This window comes from Nocardia terrae (assembly GCF_009760405.1).
Classification (GTDB): domain Bacteria; phylum Actinomycetota; class Actinomycetes; order Mycobacteriales; family Mycobacteriaceae; genus Nocardia; species Nocardia terrae.
In genome coordinates this window covers 55,185-78,841 of record NZ_WRPP01000008.1, presented here as the reverse complement: position 1 = coordinate 78,841, position 23,657 = coordinate 55,185, and the positions used below count along the sequence as shown (strand labels likewise).

Genomic DNA, 23,657 nt, shown 5'->3' with positions numbered 1-23,657 from the left:
GTGACCGATCCGGCATCCCCTAAGGAATCCCCTAAGGGGATGTCGGGTTGCTCCTCTCTTGGCACGTTTTCATGAGTTCCGCTTAGGATCGTCGGTCGTGACCGACGTGTTGGAGAAGGCGGGGCAGGATTCCGCCGGGAGTGCTGGTGCCGAACCCGAGAGACGAATTCGAGGGGGATGGGCCCGGCCGCTCGCTCTGATCGCCGGATTGGTGGCCGTCGTCTCCGCGCTGGCGGTGCCGCTCCTGCCCGTGGTGGTCGATCACACCACTCTGACTTGGCCGCAAGGCAATTCGGCGCAGAGCGTCGAGGCTCCGCTGGTCACGTACGCGCCGCTGACCTTCGACGCCACCATTCCCTGTTCGGCCGTGACGCAACTGGGCGCCAAGGGCGGCACGCTCGCCGCGACCGCGCCCAATGGTGCGCCGGACCTCGAGCGGTACGGATTCGTGGCCCGGGTCACCGCGAGCTCCACCGCCGACGGGGTGACCACGCCGGGCAAGCTCGAGGCGATCACCCACCACAAGACGCTGGTGAGCGTTCCCACCGATCAGCTCCCGAGCGACTGCGCTCTCGTCATCCACTCGGATATGACGGCCACCACCGCGACGCTGACCGGCTCCTCGGTCGCCCCGGTCACCCTCGACGGTGATTACCGGCCGCAGCTGGTCGGCATCTACAGCGATCTGACGGTCTCGGACGGGACCAAGGTCACCGCGCAGGTCGACAGCCGCTTCACCTCCACGCCGAGCACGATCAAGCGCATCGCCATCTGGACGGCGATCGTCGGCACCCTGGTCGCACTGTTCGCGTTGTACCGGCTGGACCGCCTCGACGGACGCCGTAGCCGCCGTTTCCTGCCGCAGCACTGGTGGACGTTCAAACCGGTCGACGCGGTGGTGCTGGGCACGCTGCTGCTGTGGCACTTCATCGGCGCGACGACCTCCGATGACGGCTACCAGTACGGCATGGGCCGGGCCTCCATCCACGCCGGGTACATGGCCAACTACTTCGGCTACTTCGGTGTCCCCGAAACCCCCGTCGGCACACCGTATTACGACCTCATCGGCCATATGGCGCAGATCAGCCCGGCGAGCATCTGGATGCGGTTGCCCGCGCTGCTGTCGGGCATCGTGATCTGGCTGGTGCTCAGCCGCGAGGTGATTCCCCGGCTGGGAGCGCGGATTCGACGCGACCGGATCGCGGTGTGGACCGGTGCGCTGGGCTTCCTGGCCATCTGGCTGCCCTACAACAACGGCTTGCGGCCGGAACCGCTGGTGGCGTTGGGCGTCCTGCTCACCTGGGTCTCGGTGGAACGCGCCATCGCCACCGGGCGGTTGCTGCCCTACGGCATCGCCATCATGATCGGTGCGTTCACCTGTACCGTCGGCCCTTCGGGCATCATCTGTTTCGCGCCGCTGCTGGCCGGTATTCGGCCCCTCTGGCGGATCCTCAACCGGCGCGCAACCGCTCTGGGTAAGCCGACCGTTCCCGGCGCGAGTGCGCTCGCGATCCTGAAGGCACGTTTCGGGTCGTACCTGAGCCTGTCGGCCCCGCTGGCCGCAGCCGGTGCGATGGTGCTGGCCATCATGTTCTGCGATCAGCCGCTGGCCTCGATGTTCGAGATGAAGCGGGTACACACCGCGGTCGGGCCGGACGTGCACTGGGACGCCGAATACATTCGCTACCAGTACCTGTTCATGCCCACCATCGACGGTTCGCTGGCGCGGCGCTTCGGCATGGTCGCGTTCTGGATCGCCCTGCTGGCCTGTGTATTCGTCTTGCTGCGCAAGGGCGGGCGGATTCCGTTCACCGCGCCGGGTCCCGTGAAGCGTGTGCTGGGTACCGGTGTCGGCACCATTCTGCTGATGATGTTCACGCCCACCAAGTGGACGCATCACAACGGCATCTACGCCGGAATCGCCGGTGTCGTAGCCGTTTTGGCCGCCGTGGCGGTGGGACCGCGAGTGATGCGCTCACCGCGGAACCGGACGTTGTTCGCGGCGGTGATCGCCTTCGCGCTCGCGATGTCGTTCTCGAGCATCAACGGCTACTGGTACGTCTCGAACTGGTCGATCTCCTGGAACGACAAGTCGGTCGTGCTGGCCGGTATCGGGGTCGACAAGATCATGCTCGTCATTGCGGGTGCGCTGCTCGTCCTGGCGGGTTGGTTCCATGTGCGCGCGCCCGAACAGCCCGGCCCGCATCGGATCTCCAAGCTCGGCTGGCGCTTCGTCGCCATTCCGCCGCTGACCGTGGCGGCCGCGCTCATGGTGCTGTTCGAGGTGGCCTCGCTGGCCAAGGGTGCGATCGTGCAGTATCCCGCCTACTCGCTGGCCCGCTCGAATGTCGATGCGCTGCTGGGCAAGCCGTGCGGTCTGGCCAATGACGTTCTGGTGGAGCAGGATCCGAACAAGGGCATGCTGAAGCCGGTCGACGGCGATGCGGCAGGTACCTTCAGCGCGAATGCGGTCGGCTTCACCCCGAAGGGGATCTCCAGCGACCTGCGCCCCGATGACGATGTCGACACCGGCGGCAACGTGGCCAACGCGGTGAGCAACCGCTCCACCACCACCGTGGCGGGAACCACCACCACGCCACTGCCTTTCGGGCTCGACGCGAACACCCCGGTGCTGGGCAGCTACAACAGCACCGAGGCGGTCTCCACTCTCACCACCGGCTGGTACTCGCTGCCCGCGCAGCGTGACAGCTCCGGCATCATCGCGGTGGCGGCGGCGGGCCGCATCTACTCGGTCAACAAGGACGGGATCGTGACTCCCGGCCAGAAGGTCGAGATCGAGTACGGGGTGCCGGGAGCCGACGGTTCGTTCGAACCGCGGGGCCGCGTCACGCCCATCGATATCGGTCCCGCGCCGACGTGGCGCAATCTGCGGGTGCCGATGAGCCAGATTCCCGCCGACGCCACCGCGATTCGCGTGATCGCCGAGGACCGCGACAGCGATTCCAAGCAGTGGGTGGCGTTGACGCCGCCGCGCATTCCGCAGACCGTCACGCTGGAGAGCTTCGTCGGCCGGGACAAGCCGGTGCTGCTGGATTGGGAAGTGGGCCTGCAGTTCCCGTGCCAGCGGCCGTTCGATCACCTCGACGGCATCGCCGAGGTGCCGGACTACCGCATCCTGCCCGACCGGGGCGGCGCGGGCATGACCACGCTGTGGCAGAGCCATGACGGTGGCGGCGCGCTGGGCTGGAGTTCGATGCTGCTGCGGCCGATCACGGTGGCGACGTTCCTCGCCGACGACCCGCGCAACGACTGGGGCGAGCTGCAGATCCTGGACCGGATCGATCACTCGGCGCAGACCGCCAAGCCGATTGTGACCACCGATACCCATACGGGTCTGTGGAATCCCGGCCCGATCAACGTCACCGGCTGGCAGTAAGTCCTCGCGACACCGATCCGCACCCGTTTCCTCGTTGAAACGGGTGCGGATTGCGTTGTGCGGGACCTGATTGCTCAGCCCTGCATCTCGGCCATCCGCTTCGCCATCTCCTCCGGGTTCACGTCTTCGACGTGCAGCGCGAGGGTCCAGCGGTGTCCCCACGGGTCCTCGAGGGCCGAGGTGCGGTCACCGTAGAACTGGTTGGCGGGGGCCTGCAGTTCCTGTGCGCCGGCGGCGAGCGCGGCGGCGTGGGCCGCGTCCACATCGTCGACGTAGACGTAGAGGTTGACCGGCGTGCCGCCGATCGTTCTCGGATCCAGGAACCCCATGCCGGGGGCCGGGTCGCCGAGCATGATCACCGAAGTGCCGAACTGCATTTCGCAGTGCGCGATCTTGCCGTCCGGGCCGGGCATGCGGTAGCGCTCGTCGGCTCCGAACACATGCTTGTAGAAATCGATCGCCTGCGCGGCTCCTTGGCACGCGAGAGCGGGACTGACGGTCGGGTAACCGTCGGGAATGGGTTTGACATCGGACATCGGAAACCTCCGATCGAGGTTGTTGTCGGACGTCTCCGAGCCTATTCCCGGGCACCGACAACACTTGCTCGAATTTCGCGATGATCAAGCGAAAAGATCTGGGCGCCGGAAATATTCCGTGACTACGGGCCCGCAGCCCCCTGCAGCTTGCGCACCTGCGCTGCGGTCATGGCGCTGAGCTGCTGCGGATCAGGCTCTTTGGAGTCGGACAGCGCGATCTGCACGACCGTATTCCCGACCAGCACGATGCTCACATCGGTGTAGAGCGTGAGTCCGTCACTGGTGGTGCGCACTTGGAATGCGGTCGAGCCGTCACCGGCCTGCGGTTGATTCAAACCGCCCAGCCGGAATTCGACTTTGGTGTTGTCGGCATCCTTACCGGAATATTTCGTACAACCCGGCAGCAGCGATTGCACCGTGGAGAACGCTTGCGCCGCTCCGCCATTCGCATAGGACGCCGCATCGATATCGATGCTCGCGAAATTGTTCCCCGCGAACTGCGCGGCGGCCTGCGCGGCCGCGCCGGGAGCCTGAGTCGCGATGGACGCCAGGATATTCGCGCACGGCGCGGGATCGGTCTTGGCGCCCGCGCCGCCGCTGCTGCCGGGCGGCGGATCGTCCATGGCGGTGAATCCGGTGGGCAGCGCGGTCGCGTCGATCAGATCCGATCGCAGCGTGTACTGGTCCGGCACCGGCGCGTTACCGGCCGGGGTGGATGGTTTCACCGCCGGCCCCAGGCTGGGCATCGGAGGCGCGGAATCCTTGTTCCCGCAGGCGGTCACCGTCAGTGCGAGCGCACCGATCAGCAGCGCCGGCCGCGTCACGCGCCCCACTGCACCTCCGTACGCAAGGTCTGGTGCAGGGTCACCGCGCTGCGCGGGTCGCGGTAGGTCTGATTCCCGCCCACCTGGACCGAACCCGAAACCGGCAGCGGCAGCCCGAGATCCACCGTGATGGTGCCGGTGCCGTGCATGAGGTAGTCGACGATCTCCAGCTGGCCCGCCTCATTGGGCAGATGCCAGACGGTCGACTTCGGGGTCTGCACCACATTCAGTTCGATGGTGCACAGGTTGCCGTCGCGGGCGGTGAGGGTGGCCGTGGTCACCTGCTCCAGTGGGACACTGCCGGAAACCTGTTGCCGCACCGTCCACACCGCGCCCACGCCGACGGCGTCCTCGGGGAACGCGATCGACTGGTACACCGCCTGATAGAAGGACTGCTCCAGGGCGGCGCGCGCGGTGTCGGAGGTGGCGGGCTTGGGGTTCAGCTTGAGCGCGGTGATCGCGCCCAGTTCGTTCACGTCGAAACCGACCTGCGAGCCGTCGGCGGGCAGCAGCGCCTTGGCGAGGGCGGGATCGGGGGAGGAGACATTGCCCAGGGTCAGGTCGATGCCTTCGCGGCCGGCCTGCGCGGTGAGCGGAATGGTCATCCCGGGCGGGGAGATGTCGCGCAGCGCCTGATTGTTGATCTGCTGCTCGATGTGATGGTCGGTGCTCAGCGTGACCTGCTGCGTGGTGCCGATCTCGTAGGCGCGGCGCAGCGGCGAGCGAGGTTCGGCGCCCGGGTCGGTGATCGTGGTGGTCACGGCCTCGATGGGCATGGTGACCTCGGTCTTGTTGATGCCCACCGGCTCTGTGCCGTCGGATTCGACCGTGCGCTCGGCGCCGTCGCTGCAGCCGACACCGAAGGCGGTCAGGGTCATCGCGAGCACCAGCAGCAGGACCCCGGAACGCGCACCTCTCCGCGGCGGGCGCGGGATGCCGGAACAGCGTGCGGTGGCGTTCGCCGAGCTGGGGGAGGAAGACAACACCGTCACGTCGAACAGGTTACGACGCGTTCCTGAAAAACAGCTGGGATCACGAGGGGGACAGCCAGCCGTGGCACGGCGCGAATCTCGGATGAGGAATGATGGCAGGGTGAGTACCGACCGCCCGCGCGAATCCGGCGCAGAGGAACCCGATATCGCAGCGGATGCTGATACTTCAGTGGAGCCCGAGGATGCGGCCGTGACGGAGTCCGACTCCGGGGACGCCGCCGGGTCGCAGCCGCTGCGGCTGCGCAACCTGCTGATCGTCGCCGCGGTGCTGCTCGGGCTGGACCTGCTGACCAAAACCATCGTGGTCGCGACCATGACCCCCGGGAAGCCGATCTATCTGATCGGCGATTGGGCGCGCCTGACCCTGACCCGCAATCCGGGCGCGGCGTTCTCCATGGCCACCGGCATGACCTGGCTGCTGACGCTGGTCGCGGCGGCGGTCGTGATCGGTGTCATCCGGATCGGCCGCACCCTGCGGTCGCTGCCGTGGGCGATCGGCCTGGGCATGGTGCTGGGCGGCGCGCTCGGCAACCTGGTCGACCGGCTGTTCCGCGCGCCCGGCCCGCTGCAGGGTCATGTGGTCGATTTCGTGGCGGTCGGCTGGTGGCCGGTGTTCAATGTGGCCGACTCGTCGATCGTGTGCGGAGCCATTCTGCTGGTGGCGTTGACGGTGTTCGGTTTCGAACCCGACGGCACCCGCATGCACCGCCAGCACGCGTCGAGCGCGGAAGGGGAGGCGGCGTGAGGGAGACCCGCAGCATGCCGGTGCCGGACGGCCTGGACGGCATGCGCGTCGATGCCGGACTGTCGCGACTGCTGGGACTGTCGCGCACGGCCGTGGCCTCGATGGCCGAGGACGGCGCGGTCCAGTTGGACGGCGTCGCGGCCGGAAAGTCGGATCGGCTGACCGCCGGGGCGTGGCTCGAGGTCGAATTCCCGGAGCCCAAGCGGGAACTCACCGTGGAGGCGACGCCGGTCGACGGCATGAAGATCCTCTACGCCGACGACGACATCGTGGCGGTGGACAAACCCGTTGGGGTGGCGGCGCATACGGGCGTCGGCTGGACCGGGCCGACGGTCGTGGGCGGGCTGGCGGCCATGGGCTACCGGATCTCCACCTCGGGAGCGCATGAGCGGCAAGGGATCGTGCACCGGCTGGACGTGGGCACCTCGGGTGTGATGGTCGTCGCCCAGTCCGAGCACGCGTACACGGTGCTCAAGCGCGCGTTCAAGTACCGGACGGTGGAGAAGCGGTATCACGCTCTGGTGCAGGGGCATCCGGACCCGTCGAGCGGGACCATCGACGCGCCGATCGGCCGGGCCCGCGGCAACGACTGGAAGTTCGCGGTGACCGCCGATGGACGGCCGTCGGTCACGCACTACGACACGGTCGAGGCGTTCCAGTCGGCGAGCCTGCTCGACATCCACCTGGAAACCGGTCGCACCCACCAGATTCGCGTCCACTTCTCGGCGGTCCGGCACCCCTGCTGCGGCGACCTCACCTATGGGGCCGATCCGCGTCTGGCCGAGCGGCTGGGGCTGGAGCGGCAGTGGCTGCACGCCCGTCAACTCGGGTTCAACCATCCCGCCGACGGCCGCTGGGTCGAGATCACCAGCGAGTACCCGGCAGACCTGGAACACGCACTCGACGTGCTGCGCGCGCACTGATCTGGAGTTCTCGTGGATGCACCGACGCTGCGCCGGGTGGGGTTCGTCGCGGCCGCGGTCCTGTCGGCGATCCTGATCGTCGTGCTGGGGTGGGCGATTCCACCCCGCGCGGCGATCATCTCGACCGACCGGCTGGGACCGGAGAGCGGTGAGGTGGTGGCCCAGTATCTGGATCGCGCCCGGAAGTCGCTGGAAGGCGGCGATTCCGAAGGGCACTGGGCGCTGCTGTCGTTCACCGAGGGCGTCACGGCGGACCGGATCCCCGAGTTCGGTGGCGGCCTGCGCATCTCGGAGATCGACTACCACGTGACCGTCGACCGGGTGGCCACCCCCATCATCGCCGTCGGGGTGCCCGCCGGTGACGCGGTCGCGGTGGCCTCCCTGAAATCCGCGGCCGCCCAGGTGGAATCGACCCCGACCTTCGACGACCGCTCCACGCGGGTCAAGAACCTCGTCGCCGCGCGCCTGCGCGCCAACTGCCCGTGCGTGGTCGGCATCGTCCTCTACGGTCCGCTCGCCCAACTCCGAATCCTGGCCGCGCACCCGGGAATTCGCGCCGTCGAGGCCCTGCCCGCCGATGCCGCGGCCGGAGTCTTCGCCGTATCCCCGTTGCTGCCCGAACAAGCCGACACCGCCAGCCCCACGCCCGACGACGGCCCGGTCCCCGCCAACTGACCGCATGCTTCTATTCCTGTTGGCGCTGGCCGGATTCGCGTTCCTCGACTCGCTGGACGTGCTCTTGGTGGGAGTGACCACCGCAGTCGTCTACGACAGCCGCTCGAGCCGCCGCTCCCCGCTTCCCGGCGCGCTGAGCTTCCTCCTCGGAAACTTCGCCATCACAACGACTTTCGGCATCGCCGTCGTCCTGGGCCTCCGCTTCCTCACCGACCTGGTCAGCTTCGACATCACGCCGAGCGTCCGCTACTGGGCCGAACTGCTCGTCGGCCTGGTCCTGCTGCTCCTCGGCAGCCTGCGCCTCTCGAAGAAGGACGGTGCGGCCACCGCGGTTCCGGCATGGGCATTGGAGGCCCGCCGAAGACCGCTGCTGCTGGGTCTCGTCGGCGTAGCCATCGGCCTGGCTCAAGCGCCGACGGCGGTGCCCTATCTCACCGCGCTGGCCATGATCTCGGCCCGCGACCCGCACCCGCCGATGTGGCCGCTGATCATCGTCGCGTACTGCTTCATCGCGTTGCTACCGCCGACGCTGGTGCTGCTCACCTCGACACTGCGGTCCCCGGGAGCGCGTCGTTTCTATCGGGGACTGGTACGCGCACTGAAACGGTTCGGCCCCCTGTCCGTTCGGATCCTGCTGCTGTTGGCCGGGATGGCGTTTGTCGCCGACGCGCTGATCCACCATGCGGCGCTCTAGTTTTCGCCACTGGTCACAATGTCGAGCAGGCGGGTGTGGGTCGTGGGGTCGGCGGCGGCGAGCAGACCGTGCGGGGGAGTGTGCACGGGCTGGCCGGTGAGCCCGGTCATGGTGCAGCCCGCGGCCCGGCAGACGGCGATTCCGGCAGTGAAGTGCACATCGTCACGGAGGTCCCGGTCGACGATGTAGGCGGCGCGCCGACCCGCGGCGACCCAGGCGAGAGCCAGTGAGGTGGACAGGACCCTCGGGTAGAAGGCGGCGATGAAAGCCGGATCCCCGAGCAGGCGGCCTGCCGAGAACCAGTCGGTACAAGGGGACGGGTTGTCCGCATCGATTTCGACCAGGCGACTGGCTGATCGGGGAATCAGCGGATGATCCTGGCCGGAACGGCGAACAGAGGCGGTGGTGCCGTCGGTCCAGAAGATCTCACCGACGAAGGGATCGGCCACAGCGGCCGCGGTCACGATGTCGCCCACGCGCAGCGCGATGTTCACAGCGACGAGCGGAGTTCCGAACGCGAAGTTGCGTGTGCCGCAGAGCGGATCGATCAGCCAGACACGATCGGACGCCTCCCCGGATCCGCCGGATTCCTCGGCAAGGAAGCGGTCAGTGGGGCGGGCGGTGTGGAGGATATCGAGAATCGTCTGCTCGGCAGCCAGATCGGCCTGGGTCGCGAAGTCGTCGGATTCCTTGTCATAGCGGGTGATCGGGGCGTGGAATTGATCGCGGATCACGCCAGCGGCGGCTTCGGCTGCGCGAATGGCAAGGGCGACATCGGATTCGTTCACGCTTCGGATGATACCTGGGCTTTAGAAACACCAGAATGTCTGAAAAGCCTTGTATCACAAGGGAATTCGTCTTCCATAGCGATCATGCATGCGGTAGAATTAGCACATGGGTTCGAAGGGGGTAACACTCGACAGCAGCGGTCTCACCGACCTGGTGACCGCGGTCCATCACCTGTGCGACACGATCGGGCACGGGGACCTGACACCGTTCGCCGACGGTGAGGTCGTGGAATTCATGCAGCAGCTCGAAACCTGCAAACGCCAACTCGCCGCGCTGGATCCGAAACTGATCCTGGAAGCCTCCGAACGGTGCCTGCCCGAAACCAGCGGCGCAGGGAAACTGATTCCGTTCCTGCGCCAAACCCTGGGATTGAGTGCGGCGGATGCGTCGGTGCGGGTCAAGCTCGCCCGCGAGTGCGGAGAGTTTCGTGGGTTGAACGGTCAGCTGAACCCGGCCGCTCTGCCGGTGCTGGCGGAAGCGGCTGCGGCCGGGGATATCTCACGTGATCATGCCCGCAACATCGTCAAGATCATGACCCACCTGCCTGGTGACCTGCCCGCCGAGGAACGCGCACGCACCGAGGAACTGCTGGTGGAGAAGTCGTGTGAGGGTTTGCTTCCCGATGATCTGCCCAAGATCGGGCGCGAGATCATGGCCCGCGTGGATCCGGATGGGACGGTGTTCAACACCGCCGACCGCCAGCGCAAGCGCGGCATCACCGTCGGGCGTCCCGGCATCGACGGCATGACCTGGATCGAGGGCTACCTCACCCCCGAACTGCGTGCCCTGTTGGATCCGTTCCTGGCCAAGTACGCCCGCCCCGGCATGTGCAACCCCGACGACAACGAGAGCCCCAGCACTGCAAGCAATGCCGTCATCGACTCCACACTCCTGGACGCGGCCGCGCGCCGCGATCGCCGCGATGCGGCTCAGCGCACGCACGATGCGTTCATTGCGATGCTGCAACCCGGCGTGGACATGAGCAAGCTGGGTAAGCATCGCGGCATGGCGGTGCAGACGGTGTTCGTCATGAACCTTGCTGATGTCGAACGCGGCACCGGCATGGCGACCACCGCTTCCGGAGTGCAGGTGCCGATCGACTCCGCCCTGAAGATGGCCACCGGCACCCGCCCGGTCCTCGCCGTCCTCGACGAGCACGGCGTCCCGGTCTACCTCGCCCGCGGCAAGCGCCTCGCCTCCGGTGGACAACGCCTCGGGCTGATCGCCCGCGATCGTGGCTGCACCCACCCGGGTTGCGACATGCCCGCGAGCATGTGCGCGGCGCATCATGTGATCGATTGGGCCAAGGGTGGTCCCACCGACCTGAACAACCTCGCTCTCGTTTGCGATCACCACCACGCGATGGTCAACGACTCCGAAACCGGATGGAAGACCGTGATGTTGGGCAAAGACTCCCCGCACGCCGGGCGGGTGGGGTGGATCGCCCCGAAATCGATCGACCCGACCCAGACTCCCCGAGTCAACGAGAACCATCACGTTGGGGAGCGGGTCGCCTCCGATCTCGAGGCACGGTCACGCGAGCAGGTTTCTCGCGCGGCGTGAACATGTGATTCAGATGCTCGAGGCCAGGTAACCCGGGGACAGACTTCCCGGAGTGAATGAACCGCGAACCGGTTTGGCTGGCGGCGGGATGTACCGGAAGTGTGGTCGCCTCGCCTGCCCTACCGGACCTGGGCTGACGCCCAGCCGGGAGCCGTCAGCCTTCGATCCCAGCCCACGGACTGCACGGATCACGTTCACTGACAACTACACAGAGAATCTCTTTTCTCCTCACCCCGGGAGGCCAACACGGTTCGAGCCTCGAGGAGGCTGGAACGTGAGCCGGGCCTCCCAACCCAGCCATCCCCTCTCCCTCCTCCAGGCATCTTTTATCTCTTCTTCTTTATCTCTTGATCTTTCGTCTTCCCGAAAGACCGACACGGCGTTGTCGCGACCCCCAGCAATGCTTCCCCCATGACGAAGATCCACCCACGCTTAGCCTGCGCTCTCCCACCCACCACCGCCATCACAGACCACGCCATCCACGCCGAAAGACTTGGCTACCACCGCCTATGGCTATTCGATGCCCCCGCGTTATACGGCGACCTATGGGTAGCCCTCACCCGGGCAGCCACCTCGACCGCCCGAATAGCCCTGGCCGCCGGTGTCGCAGTCCCCGGCCTACGACACCCGATGGTCACCGCATCCGCCGCCGCCTCCATAGCCGAAATAGCCCCTGGACGTTTGACAGTCGCGTTCGGCGCCGGTCAAATCGGCCGCCGCACCCTCGGCCGGCCACCGGTCCGAGTGGCGGCGCTGGCACGCGAGGTTCGACAGGTTCGGTCGCTCCTCGCGGGCGAGGTGGTCGAGATCGACGGCAAACCTTGCCAGCTGCTCCAGTTGCCGGATGCCGGACCGGCACGCCCGATCGATGTTCCGGTCTGGATGGCGGCGGACGGACCGCGTATGAGTGCCGCTGCCCGGGAGATCGGGGTGCCGGGGGTGCTGGTGACCAGCGAGCCGACCGATCCATACCGGGAAGTCGCGCTCTTGCGCTTCGGAACCGTGCTACGTCCCGGCGAGGATCATCGCAGTGCCCGCGTCATCGAAGCCGCCGGGCCGGGGTGGGCGTTCATAGCGCATTCCGCCTGGCAGCAAGCCGGTATCGCGGTCGACGGATTCCCGGGCGGCAAGCACTGGCGCAACACGATCGAGGGATTGCGGCCCGAGAACGAGCGGCACCTTGCTGTCTATGAGGGACATCTTTCCCTGCTCACTGACCGGGACCGGGACCTCGTGGTGACCGCCGGGCCAGCGCTGATGGGTGCCGGCTGGGTTGGGTCGCCAGCCGGAATCCATGCTCACATCACAACCGCCGCGGCGGCGGGGGTCACCGAAATCGTTTACCTTCCATGCGGTCCCGACATAGTCGGTGAGCTCGAGGCCTTCGCTGAGGTCTTTCACGGCTGTGTCTCACCGGGCGGCGGGACGGAGTTGGGCGATGGCGCGGGTGTCGCCATCCACTGAGAACCAGAGGGTGAGTGCGTCGGAAGTGCGGTCGGTGTGGATGTCGAGGTGCTCGCCGTAGCGGATCGGCTTGTTGTACTCGAGTACGAAGCGGTGGGGTGCGCGGGTGAGTTCGGTTGCGTCGGCGGTGAACTCGTGGACCGCGTGCCAGTAGGCCGTATTGGTGATGTGCTGAAAGTGGTCGGTGTCGGTGCGGCGCAAGGGAAAGCGGGTTCCAGGGGTGGACGGCAGCGCCGCGTCCAGCCATTGACGCCAGCGCAGGCGGTGGTCATCGGTGGTAGTGCACATGACCTCGAAGAACTCATCCGCGAGCCGCGACGGGCTCATCGTGTCCTTGTTCATGTGGATCCAGAAGCCCTCGGTCTCGATCAACCCGCCGTTGTCGGAGTCGATGCGGGCGCGCATGGTGCACCAGCGGGGCGAGATGCCGGAGCACCAGCGGCGGATGCGGAGTTGCGCGGGCCAGGTGATGGGGTGCAGGACGTCGATGACGGTGCGGCGGACGATCCAGTGCGGGTGCGAGTCGAGGGCGTCCATGTGGATCAGGTGGTCGACGCCGGCGTCCTGGAGGTGGCGGGCGATGCCATCGATGCGTAGGTATTGGTTCTCGTCCATGTCGACGGTGCCCAGGCGGCGGGTGACGTCGAAGATGTGGCCCTCGGTGGGGACCGGGGCGAGGGGGTGCGAGAGCGGGGAGTCGATCGGGGTGGGACGGTCTACGAGCTGGTTCATCATCGGCAGAACCTCCGGATCATCCATCCGAGTAAGTGACCCCGAGCGTAGTGCGGAACCCGTGCAGAACCAGTAAAGACCCCGGCTACGCGGATCGGCGTGCCCGCTAGGTGAGTAACGTCGTGGTAGATCGATGTGGACGGGATATGGACGCATCGGAGCGGAAGAGGCGAGCACACATGGAATTGACGCCGGAGCAGGCCGATCGGGCGGCCGGGGTACTGCTGGGCACGGCGGCCGGTGACGCGTTGGGGGCCGGCTACGAGTTCACGCATCCGGGGCCGGACGTGGAGATCCGGATGAAGGGCGGCGGGTCGTTCATGTGGGCGCCGGGGGAGTGGACCGACGACACCGCCATGGCGGTCGCGGTGGCGCGGGCCGCGGCGAAGGTCGGGGAGATCTGCAGCCCGGAGGGGCTGGACGCGGTGGCCGCCGAGTTCGTGGCGTGGTGGGATTCGGAGCCGACGGATATCGGCAACCAGACCCGGCAGGTGCTGGAGTGGCGGGACCAGAGCGGGCGGGCCATGCAGATGCGGGCGCACGATCTGAAGGGGTTGAAGGCGGGCAACGGGTCGCTCATGCGCACCGCGCCGGTCGCCCTCGCCTACCTCGACGATGCCGAGAAGTGCGGTAAGGCAGCCAAACTCGTCAGCTCCCTCACCCACTACGACATGCAGGCCATGCAAGCGTGCAAAGTCTGGACGCTGGCCATCCGGCACGCGGTCATCCACGGCACCTACGACGGACTCCGGGAGGCGCTCTCCCAAGTGGACACCGGCTTCTGGGAACCGTTGCTGGACAAGGCCGAATCCGGCAGCCCCGCCGACTTCCCGAAGAACGGCTGGGTGGTGCACGCCCTGCAGACCGCCTGGTGGGCCATCACCCACGCCGAAACCCTGCCCGCCGCACTGGAACTCGCGGTCCGTGCCGGCGGCGACACCGATACGACCGCCGCCATCGCCGGCGGCCTCCTCGGAGCACGCTGGGGCGCGTCGGCGATTCCGGCCGAATGGCAGGCCATCCTGCACGGCTACCCGGGCTACCGCGCCGACGACCTGATGGCGCTCACCCGGCAGATCACCGGCTGAGTGCCTCGGTATCCATCGCTGAGTGCCTCAGTCCGGCAGGCGAACTACCCCGTCCAGATAGCGGCGGCAGCGTCCGGTGAGCCGGACCCGGTCGTCACTGAGATTGCAGCGCAGGGAGCCGCCGCGCCGGGAGAGTTGGCGGGCGGTGAGGGCGGTTCGACCGAGTTCACGGCTCCACAGCGGGGTCAGCTGGGCGTGGGCGGAACCGGTGACGGGATCCTCCGGGATCCCCTGTCCGGGGGCGAAGACGCGGGATACGAAGTCCACCTCGTCGCCCTCGGCGGTGAGGATGGCGGCGCGGTTGATATCCGGGAAGGCCGAGAAGTTCGGGCGGGACTCGCGCACTTCGTTTTCGGCGGTCACGAACAGCACCACGTCGGTGCCCTCGAAGGCGCGCAGCGGCCGCACCCCGAGCGCCTCGGCGAGCCGGCTCGGAACATCTTCGTGCACATCGATTTCCACCGATGACACGGACGGCAGATCGAGCACCAGATCATCGCGATCGCGATCGACCCGTAACCATCCGCTGCGTGTATAGAAGTGCACTCGATCCGCGCCCGGATGCATATCGTCCAGGATCTGCGCGGCAGCGGCCATGGTGGCGTGCCCGCACAGGTCGACCTCGACCGCCGGAGTGAACCACCGCAGGTGGAACGCGGGTGAGTTGTCCGGCGGCGCACCCGCTTCCACGGGCAGCGCGGACGTGTAGAAGGCGGTCTCCGCGAGATTGTTCTCCTCGGCTAGCCGCTGCAGCAACTCGTCCGGCAGCCACGACAACAGCGGCATGACCGCCGCGGGATTGCCCGAGAACGGGGCATCGGCGAACGCGTCGAGCTGATGCAGCAGGACCTCCATGGCGCACAAGGTACCTGCAGTTTCATCGCCTGCCCAGGACGGTCAACCCCACGGCGAGCCAAACCATGCGACCAGTTTGGATATGAAGCGCGTCAGGACTTTTCGATCAGTTGTGGTCGATCGGTTGTGGCTGTTGCGTGTGCGGGGATTCGCCCAGGTACTTCGCGCTCAGCCACCAGGCCACTTCGACGAGGACGATGCCGATCGCGCCGCAGATGACCGCGGAGGTGGTCAGGGCCACGTTGGAGGGGTCGAGTTTGAAGAAGTGGCGGGTGAAGGGGACCGCGAACAGGATCAGGTATCCCGCAACGGAACCCGTGACGAGGAGGATCTTCCACCAGTTCCAGGGGCGGGCGACGATGGCGAGGACCCACACCGCGATGATCAGCAGGGTGATGAGCGCGGTGGTGCCCGCCTGGACCTTCGCGGTCTCGCTGACGTCCGGCCCCTTGTAGGCGATCAGGTAGGAGATGAAGGTCATCACGCCGATGACCACACCCGAGGGGACCGCCAAACGCATGACGCGGCCGACGAATCCGGTGCGGGCGCGCTCGTTGTTGGGGGCAAGGGACAGGATGAACGCGGGGATGCCGATGGTGAACCAGGCCGCGATCGTCACGTGGCGCGGCAGGAACGGGTAGCCGATCGCCTTGTAGTGGAAGATCTGTGAGCCGATGCCCGCGATGCCGACCAGGAACGCCAGCACCACCGAATAGACGGTCTTGGTGAGGAACAGGTTGGAGACCCGCTCGATATTGCCGATCACGCGTCGGCCCTCGGCGACCACGTAGGGCAGGGTCGCGAACCTGTTGTCCAGCAGCACGATCTGCGCCACCGAGCGGGTGGCCGGGCTGCCCGAACCCATGGCGACGCCGATGTCGGCGTCCTTGAGGGCGAGCACGTCGTTGACGCCGTCACCGGTCATGGCGACGGTGTGGCCGCGCGACTGCAGCGCTCCGACCATGGCGCGCTTCTGATCCGGGCGAACGCGGCCGAAGACGGTCTTGTGCTCCAGCACATCCGCGAGTTCGTTCTGGTCGGTCGGCAAGGTACGGGCGTCGACCGCGTCGTGACCGCCCGCCAAGCCCAGCGAGGACGCCACCGCGCCCACCGACACCGCGTTGTCGCCGGAGATCACCTTGGTCGAAACATGCTGGGAGGCGAAGTATTCGAGGGTGCCCTTGGCGTCGGGGCGCACCTTCTGCTCGAGCACGACCAGGGCCGCCGGGGTCACCTGCCCGGGCGCGTCGGGCGCGTCCACCGACCGGTCGCTACGGGCCAGCAGCAGTACGCGTAGACCCTTCGCGCCGATCTCCTGTGCGGTGTCGGCGATCTCGGAGTCCGGATCCAGCAGCACGTCCGGAGCGCCCATGAGCCAGTTGCCGTGCTCGCCGTAGGACATGCCCGACCACTTCTTGGCCGAGGAGAACGGCGCGAGCCCGGTGGACCGCCAGTCCGGCGCGTCCGGCAGAGCCTCCTTGATGGCCAGCACGCTCGCATTGGGCCGCGGGTCGTCGGCGGCCAGCGCCGCCAGCACCTGCCGCAGCGTCGCTTCCGGAATATCGTTCACGGCACGGACTTCCGCGAGCCGCATGCCGTTCTCGGTGAGCGTGCCGGTCTTGTCCGCGCACACCACGTCCACCCGGGCCAGGCCCTCGATGGCGGGCAGTTCCTGGACCAGGCATTTGCGCGCGCCGAGGCGCACCACGCCGACCGCGAAGGCGATGGAGGTCATCAGGACCAGGCCCTCGGGCACCATCGGCACCAGCGCCGCCACCATGCCGTTGACCGCGGGCCGCCAGGATTCCTTGGACGACACCAGCTGGTTGTAGATGGACAGCAGCCCCGCCGGAATCAGCAGGTAGGTAATGACTTTCAGAATGGTGTCGATACCGCTGCGCAGTTCCGACTTCACCAGCGTGAACTTGCTGGCCTCGTCGGCGAGCTTGGCCGCGTAGGCGTCCTTGCCGACCTTGGTGGCCCGGTACGCCCCGCTGCCCGACACCACGAAGCTGCCCGACATGATCGGCGCGCCAAGGGTTTTGTCGATGGGGTCGGCCTCACCGGTGAGCAGCGACTCGTCGATCTCCAGCAGTTCGGACTCGAGCACCTCGCCGTCGACCACGATCTGGTCGCCGGGCCCGAGCTCGATGATGTCGTCGAGCACGATCTCCTGCGGTGCGACGGCGGTGGCCTTGCCCTCGCGGCGCACCATCGGCTTGGCCTGGCCGACAATGGCCAGCTTGTCCAGGGTGTTCTTGGCCCGGATCTCCTGGATGATGCCGACCGCGCTGTTCGCGATGATCAGCAGCCCGAACATGCCGTCGATGATCGATCCGGTGGCCAGCACCAGGATGAACAGCACACCCAGGATCGCGTTGATCCGGGTGAACACATTCGCCTTGACGATGTCCTTGACCGACCGGCTGGCCCGCTCGGGCACATCATTGGTCAGGCCGTCCCGGCGGCGCTGCTCGACCTCGGCGGAGGTGAGCCCCAGCGCGGGTGGACTGGGTGGACTAGCTGCCTGCGCAGTAATCGACATGGTCTCCACAGTAAAGGGCGATCAAAGGAACCGGCCCGTAGCTGTTCATCACGCGCCGTGCGAGATGCAGGGATCATCCGATGTATTGGCTGTCGCGAGCATTGTTGCGCGGGCTAACGTAATCGAGTGGCCGAGGGACAGACGAACGTCGACAGCGTGCGGGGCGATCGGGCGAAGAGCCATCTCGAGCGGGATTCGGGCATCGCGTTCGGCGCCGGGGCCTACTTCATCTGGGGTTTGTTCCCCGCGTTCTTCGGGCTGCTGTCCTTCGCGAGCGCCGGGGAAGTGCTGGCCGAACGGATCCTCTGGACACTGGTCGTCGCGATCGTGGTGATGGTGATCGCCGGACGGCTGGGTGAGCTGCGCCGCATCGACGCCCGGACGTGGCGCTTGGCGGCGGTGGCGTCCGCGGCGATCTCGATGAACTGGGGCACCTACGTCTACGGCGTGATCTCGCACCACGTGGTCGAGTGCGCGCTGGGCTACTTCATCAATCCGCTGGTGACGGTCGCGTTCGGGGTGATCATCTTTCGCGAGAAGCTGCGGCCCGCGCAGTGGATCGCGCTCGGTCTGGGCGCCGCCGCGGTCATCGTCCTCACCGTCGACTACGGCCGGCCGCCGTGGATCGCCCTGATCCTGGCCTGCTCCTTCGCCACCTACGGTCTGGTCAAGAAGGTGATCCGCCTCGACGCACTGCCGGGTCTGGCCGCCGAGGGCTTGGTGGCCGCACCCTTCGCCTTGACCGCCGTCATCGTGCTGGCCGTCACCGGTTCCGCGACCTTCGGCTCCTCGCTCCCGCACACCGGCCTGCTCATGCTCACCGGCCCGGTCACCCTCGTCCCCCTGGTCCTGTTCGCCCTCGCCGCCCCGCGAGTCCCGTTGTCCACCATGGGAATCCTGCAGTACCTCACCCCCGGCCTGCAGCTCACCTGGGGCGTCGCGGTCGGCCACGAACCCATGCCGGCCTCGCGCTGGGCCGGTTTCGCGCTGATCTGGCTGGCCCTGGCGATCTTCACCACCGACGCCCTGCGGCGCGCCCGCAGGGCTCAGGGCCGCGGCTCGCGCCCGTCTCCATCCGGTGCGCCGTCCGCCTGATCGTTCGGGGCGATGTCGATTCGCACCGACCCCATCCGCACCGAACGCAGGATGAGCCAGCAGAGGCCGAGCACTCCGACGAGGACGAGAAGGACGATCAAAGTGTCGGACACGCCGTTCCTTCCAGTGCGTTCGTCGGTTGCCACCATCGTACCGACGCCGAAACCGCACACCCCTCATGCGATGTGCGGTTCCGTGCGGGTCGGTCAGGGTTGGCGGACGCCCTGGGCCTTCGCCGCGAACTCGTTGGTGTAGGTCGCGTTCAGATCGATGTGGTCCTTCACCGGGGAGACATTGCGGGAGTACTGGCCGAGGATGCGCAGGACGTTCTGCGCGCCTTCGGGTTTCATCAGGCCGTCGCCGTTGAACATGGTGATCGAGTCGGTGATGGACTTGACGTAGAGCTTCGGGTCGCCGCCCGCGTACTGGGCGGGCATCTTGGCGGCGATCTCCTCCGGAGTGTGGGTCTTGATCCAGCGCAATGTCTGGACGAAGGCGTCGGCCAGCTTCTGCACGATGTCCGGATGGCTGGTGACGGTCTCGCAGCGCATGTAGAGCGAGGCGGCGGGGTAGAGGCCGCCCAGGGCCGCGCGGGTGCCCTGCTCATTGCGCATGTCCACCAGGATCTTCGCGTCGCCGGAGGTGACCATCTTGGCGACGGTCGGGTCGGTGGTCATGCCCGCGTCGATGCCGTTGTGGTTCATGCCCGCGATGAAGGTCTGTCCCGCACCGACTTTCACCCGGGTGTAGTCGGAGGTGCCCAGGCCCTCCTGTCCGGCCAGCGCCTGGGTGAGGAAGTCGGTGGAGGAACCCAGCGACGTGACGCCCAGATTGCGGCCCTTGAAGTCCTTGGGGGACTTGATGGTGTCGGCGTCCTGCTTGGAGACCAGCTCCACCTCGCCGGGGACGTCGGCGAACTGCACCACCGTCTTCAGGCACTGATCCTTGGCCTGCAGGTCGATGGTGTGGTCGTAGAAGCCGACCACGGCCTGGACGTCGCCGGTGAGCAGCGCGGTCTCGGCGGTCGCGCCGGACTGCTCGCCCAGCAGCTTCACGTCGATGTCATTGGCCTTGAAGAAGCCCAGCTTCTCGGTGAGCATGGCCGGCAGGTAGATGACCTTCTCCAGACCGCCCACCATGATGGTGATCTGCGGCCGCCCGTGCTCGGTGGGAATCGTGCGCGAGTCGCGGCAGCCGGTGGCCAGCAGCAGCGAGCCGATGGCCAGCAGGACGACGGCGATGTGCTTGCGGTACTTCATGGCTCAGATCCCGTGGCCCGAGGCGGACTGGGACGGACGCCATTTCAGCAGCCGGTTCTCCGCGACGCCGATCAGCCACTCCGCGACCAGGGCCACCACGGTGATGATGATCATGCCCGCGTAGATGCCCGCCGCGTCGAAGGTGCCCTGCGCATTGCTGATCAGCAGGCCCAGACCCTTGCTGGCGCCGGCGTACTCGCCGACCACCGCGCCGATGAGCGCGAAGCCGAAGGCGGTGTGCAGCGAGGACAGGATCCAGGTGGTGGCACTGGGCAGCACGATCGAGCCCAGCACCTGACGGCGGCTCGCGCCCAGGATGCGGGCATTGTTGATGACATTGCCGTCCACTTCACGCGCACCGGTGAAGGCGTTGAAGAACACCGCGAAGAACACCAGCACCACGACCGTCGCCACCTTGGACTGCAGCCCCAGGCCGAACCAGATGATGAACAGCGAGGCCAGCACGATGCGCGGAACCGCGTTGAGCGCCTTGATGAACGGGGCCAGCACGTCGGCCCAGTAGCGGGAGCGGCCCAGCAGCACGCCCAGTACGACACCGGCCACGGTGCCGATGGCGAAGCCCAGCACGGCCTCCTGCACGGTGGTGTACAGCTGCAGCCAGATGGAGCCGAACTGTGTTCCCTTGGTGAACCATTCGACCAGGCGGTCCCAGATCAGCGACGGCTTGGAGTAGAAGAACGGGTCGATCCAGTAGGTGGCGGTGAGCTGCCAGGAGCCGAGCCAGGCGAGCACGATCAGGGCGCGCAGGCCCCAGGTGCGGATCTTGTTCTTGCGGGCGGTGGAACGCACCCGGGCCAGGATCTGCTCCTCGGTCTCGACCTCGAATTCGGTTGAGGCGGCGGCGGTTTCGCGCATGGTATCGAGCGCGGTATTGGTCTCAAGCGACACGGGACGTTCCCTTCGTGCGAGCCGCCTCGACCTGATCGCGCAGCGTTTCCCAGATTTCCTTGTAGAGATCGCGGAATTCCTCGGTGAGACGGACTTCCTCGACATTGCGCGGGCGGTCCAGGGTGACCCGGAAGTCGCCGCAGACGGTCGCGGGGGAGGCGGTCATGACGACGACCCGGTCGGCCAGGGCGATGGCCTCTTCCAGATCGTGGGTCACGAAGATGACCGCCGCGTTGGTGCCGGACCACACCCGCAGCAGCTCGTCCTGCATGAGCTGGCGGGTCTGCACGTCCAGCGCGCTGAACGGCTCATCCATGAGGATGATCTCGGGATCGTTGACCAGCGTCTGCGCCAGGGCGACGCGCTTGCGCATACCGCCGGAAAGCTGATGCGGGTAGTAGTTCTCGAATCCGCCCAGCCCGACCGTGCGCACCCAGCGGAGCGCCTTCTCGCGGGCCTCGGCCTTGGACACACCCCGGAACTTCGGGCCCAGCGCCACATTGTCGACGACCGACTTCCACGGCAGCACGGCGTCCTGCTGGAACATGTAGCCGACGCCGTCCGGAATACCGCGAACATCCTTGCCGCGTACCAGGGTTCGACCGGCCGAAGCGGGTTCCAGGCCGGAGACCAGCGACAGCGTGGTGGACTTACCGCAACCGGTGGGGCCCACGACGGCGACGAATTCGCCCGCCGCGACGGTGAACTCGAGGTCGCGCACAGCGGTGTGAATCCCGCCGTTGTTGCCCGGGAACCGCTTGGTCGCACCACGCAGTTCGATCAAAGGCGCGTCGCTGCGCTCATTGGTCGTTGTGCTCATTACTGCTCCTGTTCAGTGCCGCTGCTGCGGCGTTGGACAGAAGCTACGTGCGCCGGGTCACACTCGGCCCGGTTGTGCGCGCAAGTCACACAACTGACGATTCGGCCGTTTTGCGCATTCTGCTCGAGCGTTTGCGGACCGTTGTCTACACTGTCGCCCGTGCTCTCGCTCGGCCCCCGCTCCGTCCGTCTCCGGACCCAGATCCTGCTCCTGCAGATCGCCGTGGTGGGCCTGACGCTGGGATTGGCCTTCGGGGTCTTCGCCTACGTCAGCGGCGAGCGCCTCTCCAACGAGTACGGTCAGCGCGCTCTCGCCATTGCCCGCACCGTCGCCTCCGACCCTCAGGTCCGCGCCGAGGTCGCCCGCTACGCCGACAGCCCGACCCCCGTCGGCCCGGCGCTGCGGCAGGAACTCGCGGCCGGAGAACTCGAGCACCTCGCCGACGAGGCGGGGGTGCGCACCGGTGCACTGTTCGTGGTCATCACCGACGACCAGGGCATCCGCCTCGCCCATCCCGACCGCGCACGCCTCGGCGAGCGAGTCAGCACCGACCCCTCCCGGGCCCTGGCGGGCGGCGAGGTCGTGATTCAAGAGCACGGAACCCTCGGCGAATCCGTCCGCGCGAAAGTCCCGGTCCTGCAACCGGACACCACGTCTTCGCCCAGGCCGGGAACCGCGCTCCCGTCAACCGCTCCGGACATGCCCACTGCCGGCCACCCGGCGAGCGGGTCGCCCACGGGCCCGATCCCGGCAAGCGGTGCGGCCCCGACCGGCGGCAGGGTCGTCGGTGAGGTGAGCGTGGGGATTTCGACTGCGGCCGTACATGATCAGCTGCTGCGTGATCTGCGCCGGGCGGGCTTGCTGATCGGCGGCGCACTGCTGGCGGGTATTGCCGGATCGGTGTTGCTGGCCCGTCGCTGGCATGGCTTGACGCTGGGGTTGGAGCCTTCGGATCTGGCGGATCTGGTGCGCGAGCAGGACGCCGTCCTGCACGGCATCGGTGAGGGAGTGGTCGCGGCCGATGCGAAGTCCCGGGTCACCGTCGTCAATGACGAGGCGCGGCGTCTGCTGGGCATCGACCCCGAACCGGGCAGCGACGTCGAGTCGATCGGCCTGACTCCCCGTGTCCTGCAAGCCTTCCGGGCCGCCGACGGTCAACCGGTCCAGGCGGCGGTCGGCGACCGCATCGTCGTCGTCACCGCCCGCGCGGTCTCCCGCGACGGCCGGGCGCTGGGCGCGGTCCTGTCCGTCCGCGACCGCACCGACGTGGAATCCCTGACCCGCCAGCTCGACGCGGTCTCCACCATGAGCACCGTGCTGCGCGCCCAGCGCCACGAATTCGCCAACCGCCTCCACCTCCTCAACGGCCTGCTCCACACCGGCCGCCCCGACGAGGCCACCCACTACATCGAAGAACTCCTCGGCACCGGCCCCCTCGGCGCGGCGCTCCCCGGCATGGACGCCATCCGAGACCCCTATCTCCAAGCCTTCCTCGCCGCGAAGGCCGCCCATGCCCGCGAAAAGGGCGTCCACCTCCGCCTCGGCCCCAACACCTGGGTCGACGCCACCCTCGCGGCCCCGGTCGACGTCACCACCGTCCTCGGCAACCTCCTCGACAACGCCATCGAGGCCGCGGCCATCGATCCCGGTCGAGAGGCAAAGCCGAATGCGGCCGCTGGTCCTGCCGGTGACGGTCCGGCCGACGCGGCGAGTCTCGATGACGACGCCGCTGCCTCGGTCTCCGCGGGCCCG

General features: G+C 67.4%; 19 protein-coding genes and 1 pseudogene. 10 read left to right on the top strand and 10 right to left on the bottom strand.

Annotation, left to right across the window (positions count from 1 at the left end):
* Positions 1–97 precede the first annotated feature (97 nt).
* Complete coding sequence (locus tag GPX89_RS33445; protein ID WP_328602603.1) at positions 98–3,397, top strand: arabinosyltransferase domain-containing protein; 3,300 nt, start codon at positions 98–100, stop codon at positions 3,395–3,397.
* Between the two features lie 74 nt (positions 3,398–3,471).
* Here GPX89_RS33445 and GPX89_RS33440 read toward each other — a convergent pair whose 3' ends face one another.
* The 3 genes from GPX89_RS33440 to GPX89_RS33430 form a co-directional block, all read right to left on the bottom strand.
* The gene (locus GPX89_RS33440; RefSeq protein ID WP_157391727.1) at positions 3,472–3,933 is read right to left on the bottom strand and encodes a VOC family protein; all 462 of its coding nucleotides are present in this window, start codon (positions 3,931–3,933) and stop codon (positions 3,472–3,474) included.
* 122 nt (positions 3,934–4,055) lie between these two features.
* Positions 4,056–4,757, bottom strand: coding sequence for a hypothetical protein (locus tag GPX89_RS33435; RefSeq protein ID WP_328602602.1), 702 nt, complete (start codon positions 4,755–4,757; stop codon positions 4,056–4,058).
* Positions 4,754–5,749 (bottom strand): hypothetical protein, encoded by a 996-nt coding sequence (locus tag GPX89_RS33430; protein ID WP_328602601.1) that lies wholly within the window; start codon positions 5,747–5,749, stop codon positions 4,754–4,756. Before GPX89_RS33430 ends, GPX89_RS33435 begins: the two co-directional genes overlap by 4 nt.
* A 100-nt stretch (positions 5,750–5,849) precedes the next feature.
* Here GPX89_RS33430 and lspA point away from each other — a divergent pair, with 100 nt between their 5' ends.
* From lspA to GPX89_RS33410, 4 genes are read left to right on the top strand one after another with little or no spacing between them, the layout of a single operon-like run.
* A complete protein-coding gene (gene lspA / locus GPX89_RS33425) occupies positions 5,850–6,494 on the top strand; it encodes a signal peptidase II (protein ID WP_328602600.1) in 645 nt (214 codons plus the stop codon).
* Positions 6,491–7,417, top strand: coding sequence for an RluA family pseudouridine synthase (locus tag GPX89_RS33420; protein WP_328602599.1), 927 nt, complete (start codon positions 6,491–6,493; stop codon positions 7,415–7,417). The genes lspA and GPX89_RS33420 overlap by 4 nt, the downstream gene beginning before the upstream one ends.
* 12 nt (positions 7,418–7,429) lie before the next feature.
* Complete coding sequence (locus GPX89_RS33415; RefSeq protein ID WP_328602598.1) at positions 7,430–8,092, top strand: hypothetical protein; 663 nt, start codon at positions 7,430–7,432, stop codon at positions 8,090–8,092.
* Between the two features lie 4 nt (positions 8,093–8,096).
* Positions 8,097–8,786, top strand: a complete 690-nt coding sequence (locus GPX89_RS33410) for a GAP family protein (protein WP_157391725.1) — start codon at positions 8,097–8,099, stop codon at positions 8,784–8,786.
* Here the strand turns inward: GPX89_RS33410 and GPX89_RS33405 are convergent.
* The gene (locus GPX89_RS33405; protein WP_328602597.1) at positions 8,783–9,574 is read right to left on the bottom strand and encodes an inositol monophosphatase family protein; all 792 of its coding nucleotides are present in this window, start codon (positions 9,572–9,574) and stop codon (positions 8,783–8,785) included. The genes GPX89_RS33410 and GPX89_RS33405 overlap by 4 nt on opposite strands.
* A gap of 106 nt (positions 9,575–9,680) precedes the next feature.
* Between GPX89_RS33405 and GPX89_RS33400 the strand changes: the two genes are divergently transcribed.
* Positions 9,681–11,138 (top strand): HNH endonuclease signature motif containing protein, encoded by a 1,458-nt coding sequence (locus GPX89_RS33400; RefSeq protein WP_157391724.1) that lies wholly within the window; start codon positions 9,681–9,683, stop codon positions 11,136–11,138.
* A 411-nt stretch (positions 11,139–11,549) separates the two neighbouring features.
* The gene (locus tag GPX89_RS33395; RefSeq protein ID WP_157391723.1) at positions 11,550–12,602 is read left to right on the top strand and encodes an LLM class flavin-dependent oxidoreductase; all 1,053 of its coding nucleotides are present in this window, start codon (positions 11,550–11,552) and stop codon (positions 12,600–12,602) included.
* Here the strand turns inward: GPX89_RS33395 and GPX89_RS33390 are convergent.
* Complete coding sequence (locus GPX89_RS33390; RefSeq protein ID WP_157391886.1) at positions 12,549–13,334, bottom strand: acyl-[acyl-carrier-protein] thioesterase; 786 nt, start codon at positions 13,332–13,334, stop codon at positions 12,549–12,551. The two genes, GPX89_RS33395 and GPX89_RS33390, sit on opposite strands and share 54 nt — an antisense overlap.
* Positions 13,335–13,513: 179 nt before the next feature.
* Here GPX89_RS33390 and GPX89_RS33385 point away from each other — a divergent pair, with 179 nt between their 5' ends.
* A complete protein-coding gene (locus GPX89_RS33385) occupies positions 13,514–14,422 on the top strand; it encodes an ADP-ribosylglycohydrolase family protein (protein ID WP_157391722.1) in 909 nt (302 codons plus the stop codon).
* Between the two features lie 27 nt (positions 14,423–14,449).
* On the opposite strand, the gene GPX89_RS33380 is transcribed toward GPX89_RS33385, so the two are convergent.
* Together GPX89_RS33380 and GPX89_RS33375 are read right to left on the bottom strand one after the other, a co-directional pair.
* Complete coding sequence (locus tag GPX89_RS33380) at positions 14,450–15,277, bottom strand: PhzF family phenazine biosynthesis protein (RefSeq protein WP_157391721.1); 828 nt, start codon at positions 15,275–15,277, stop codon at positions 14,450–14,452.
* Between the two features lie 106 nt (positions 15,278–15,383).
* Positions 15,384–17,822 (bottom strand): cation-translocating P-type ATPase, encoded by a 2,439-nt coding sequence (locus GPX89_RS33375; RefSeq protein WP_157391720.1) that lies wholly within the window; start codon positions 17,820–17,822, stop codon positions 15,384–15,386.
* Positions 17,823–17,978: 156 nt separating this feature from the next.
* On the opposite strand from GPX89_RS33375, the gene rarD reads away from it, so the two are divergent.
* On the top strand, positions 17,979–18,917 hold the full coding sequence (rarD, locus tag GPX89_RS33370) for an EamA family transporter RarD (protein ID WP_328602636.1): 939 nt from the start codon (positions 17,979–17,981) through the stop codon (positions 18,915–18,917).
* Positions 18,918–19,123: 206 nt separating this feature from the next.
* Here rarD and GPX89_RS33365 read toward each other — a convergent pair whose 3' ends face one another.
* The 3 genes from GPX89_RS33365 to GPX89_RS33355 are packed head-to-tail and all read right to left on the bottom strand — an operon-like array spanning position 19,124 to position 21,905.
* A complete protein-coding gene (locus GPX89_RS33365; RefSeq protein WP_157391719.1) occupies positions 19,124–20,176 on the bottom strand; it encodes an ABC transporter substrate-binding protein in 1,053 nt (350 codons plus the stop codon).
* A 3-nt stretch (positions 20,177–20,179) separates the two neighbouring features.
* Positions 20,180–21,085 (bottom strand): ABC transporter permease, encoded by a 906-nt coding sequence (locus GPX89_RS33360; protein ID WP_328602596.1) that lies wholly within the window; start codon positions 21,083–21,085, stop codon positions 20,180–20,182.
* Positions 21,075–21,905, bottom strand: coding sequence for an ABC transporter ATP-binding protein (locus GPX89_RS33355; protein ID WP_157391718.1), 831 nt, complete (start codon positions 21,903–21,905; stop codon positions 21,075–21,077). Before GPX89_RS33355 ends, GPX89_RS33360 begins: the two co-directional genes overlap by 11 nt.
* Before the next feature lie 210 nt (positions 21,906–22,115).
* On the opposite strand from GPX89_RS33355, the pseudogene GPX89_RS46335 reads away from it, so the two are divergent.
* Positions 22,116–23,540: pseudogene (locus GPX89_RS46335) on the top strand (Spo0B domain-containing protein); the annotation flags it as partial.
* Positions 23,541–23,657 lie beyond the last annotated feature (117 nt).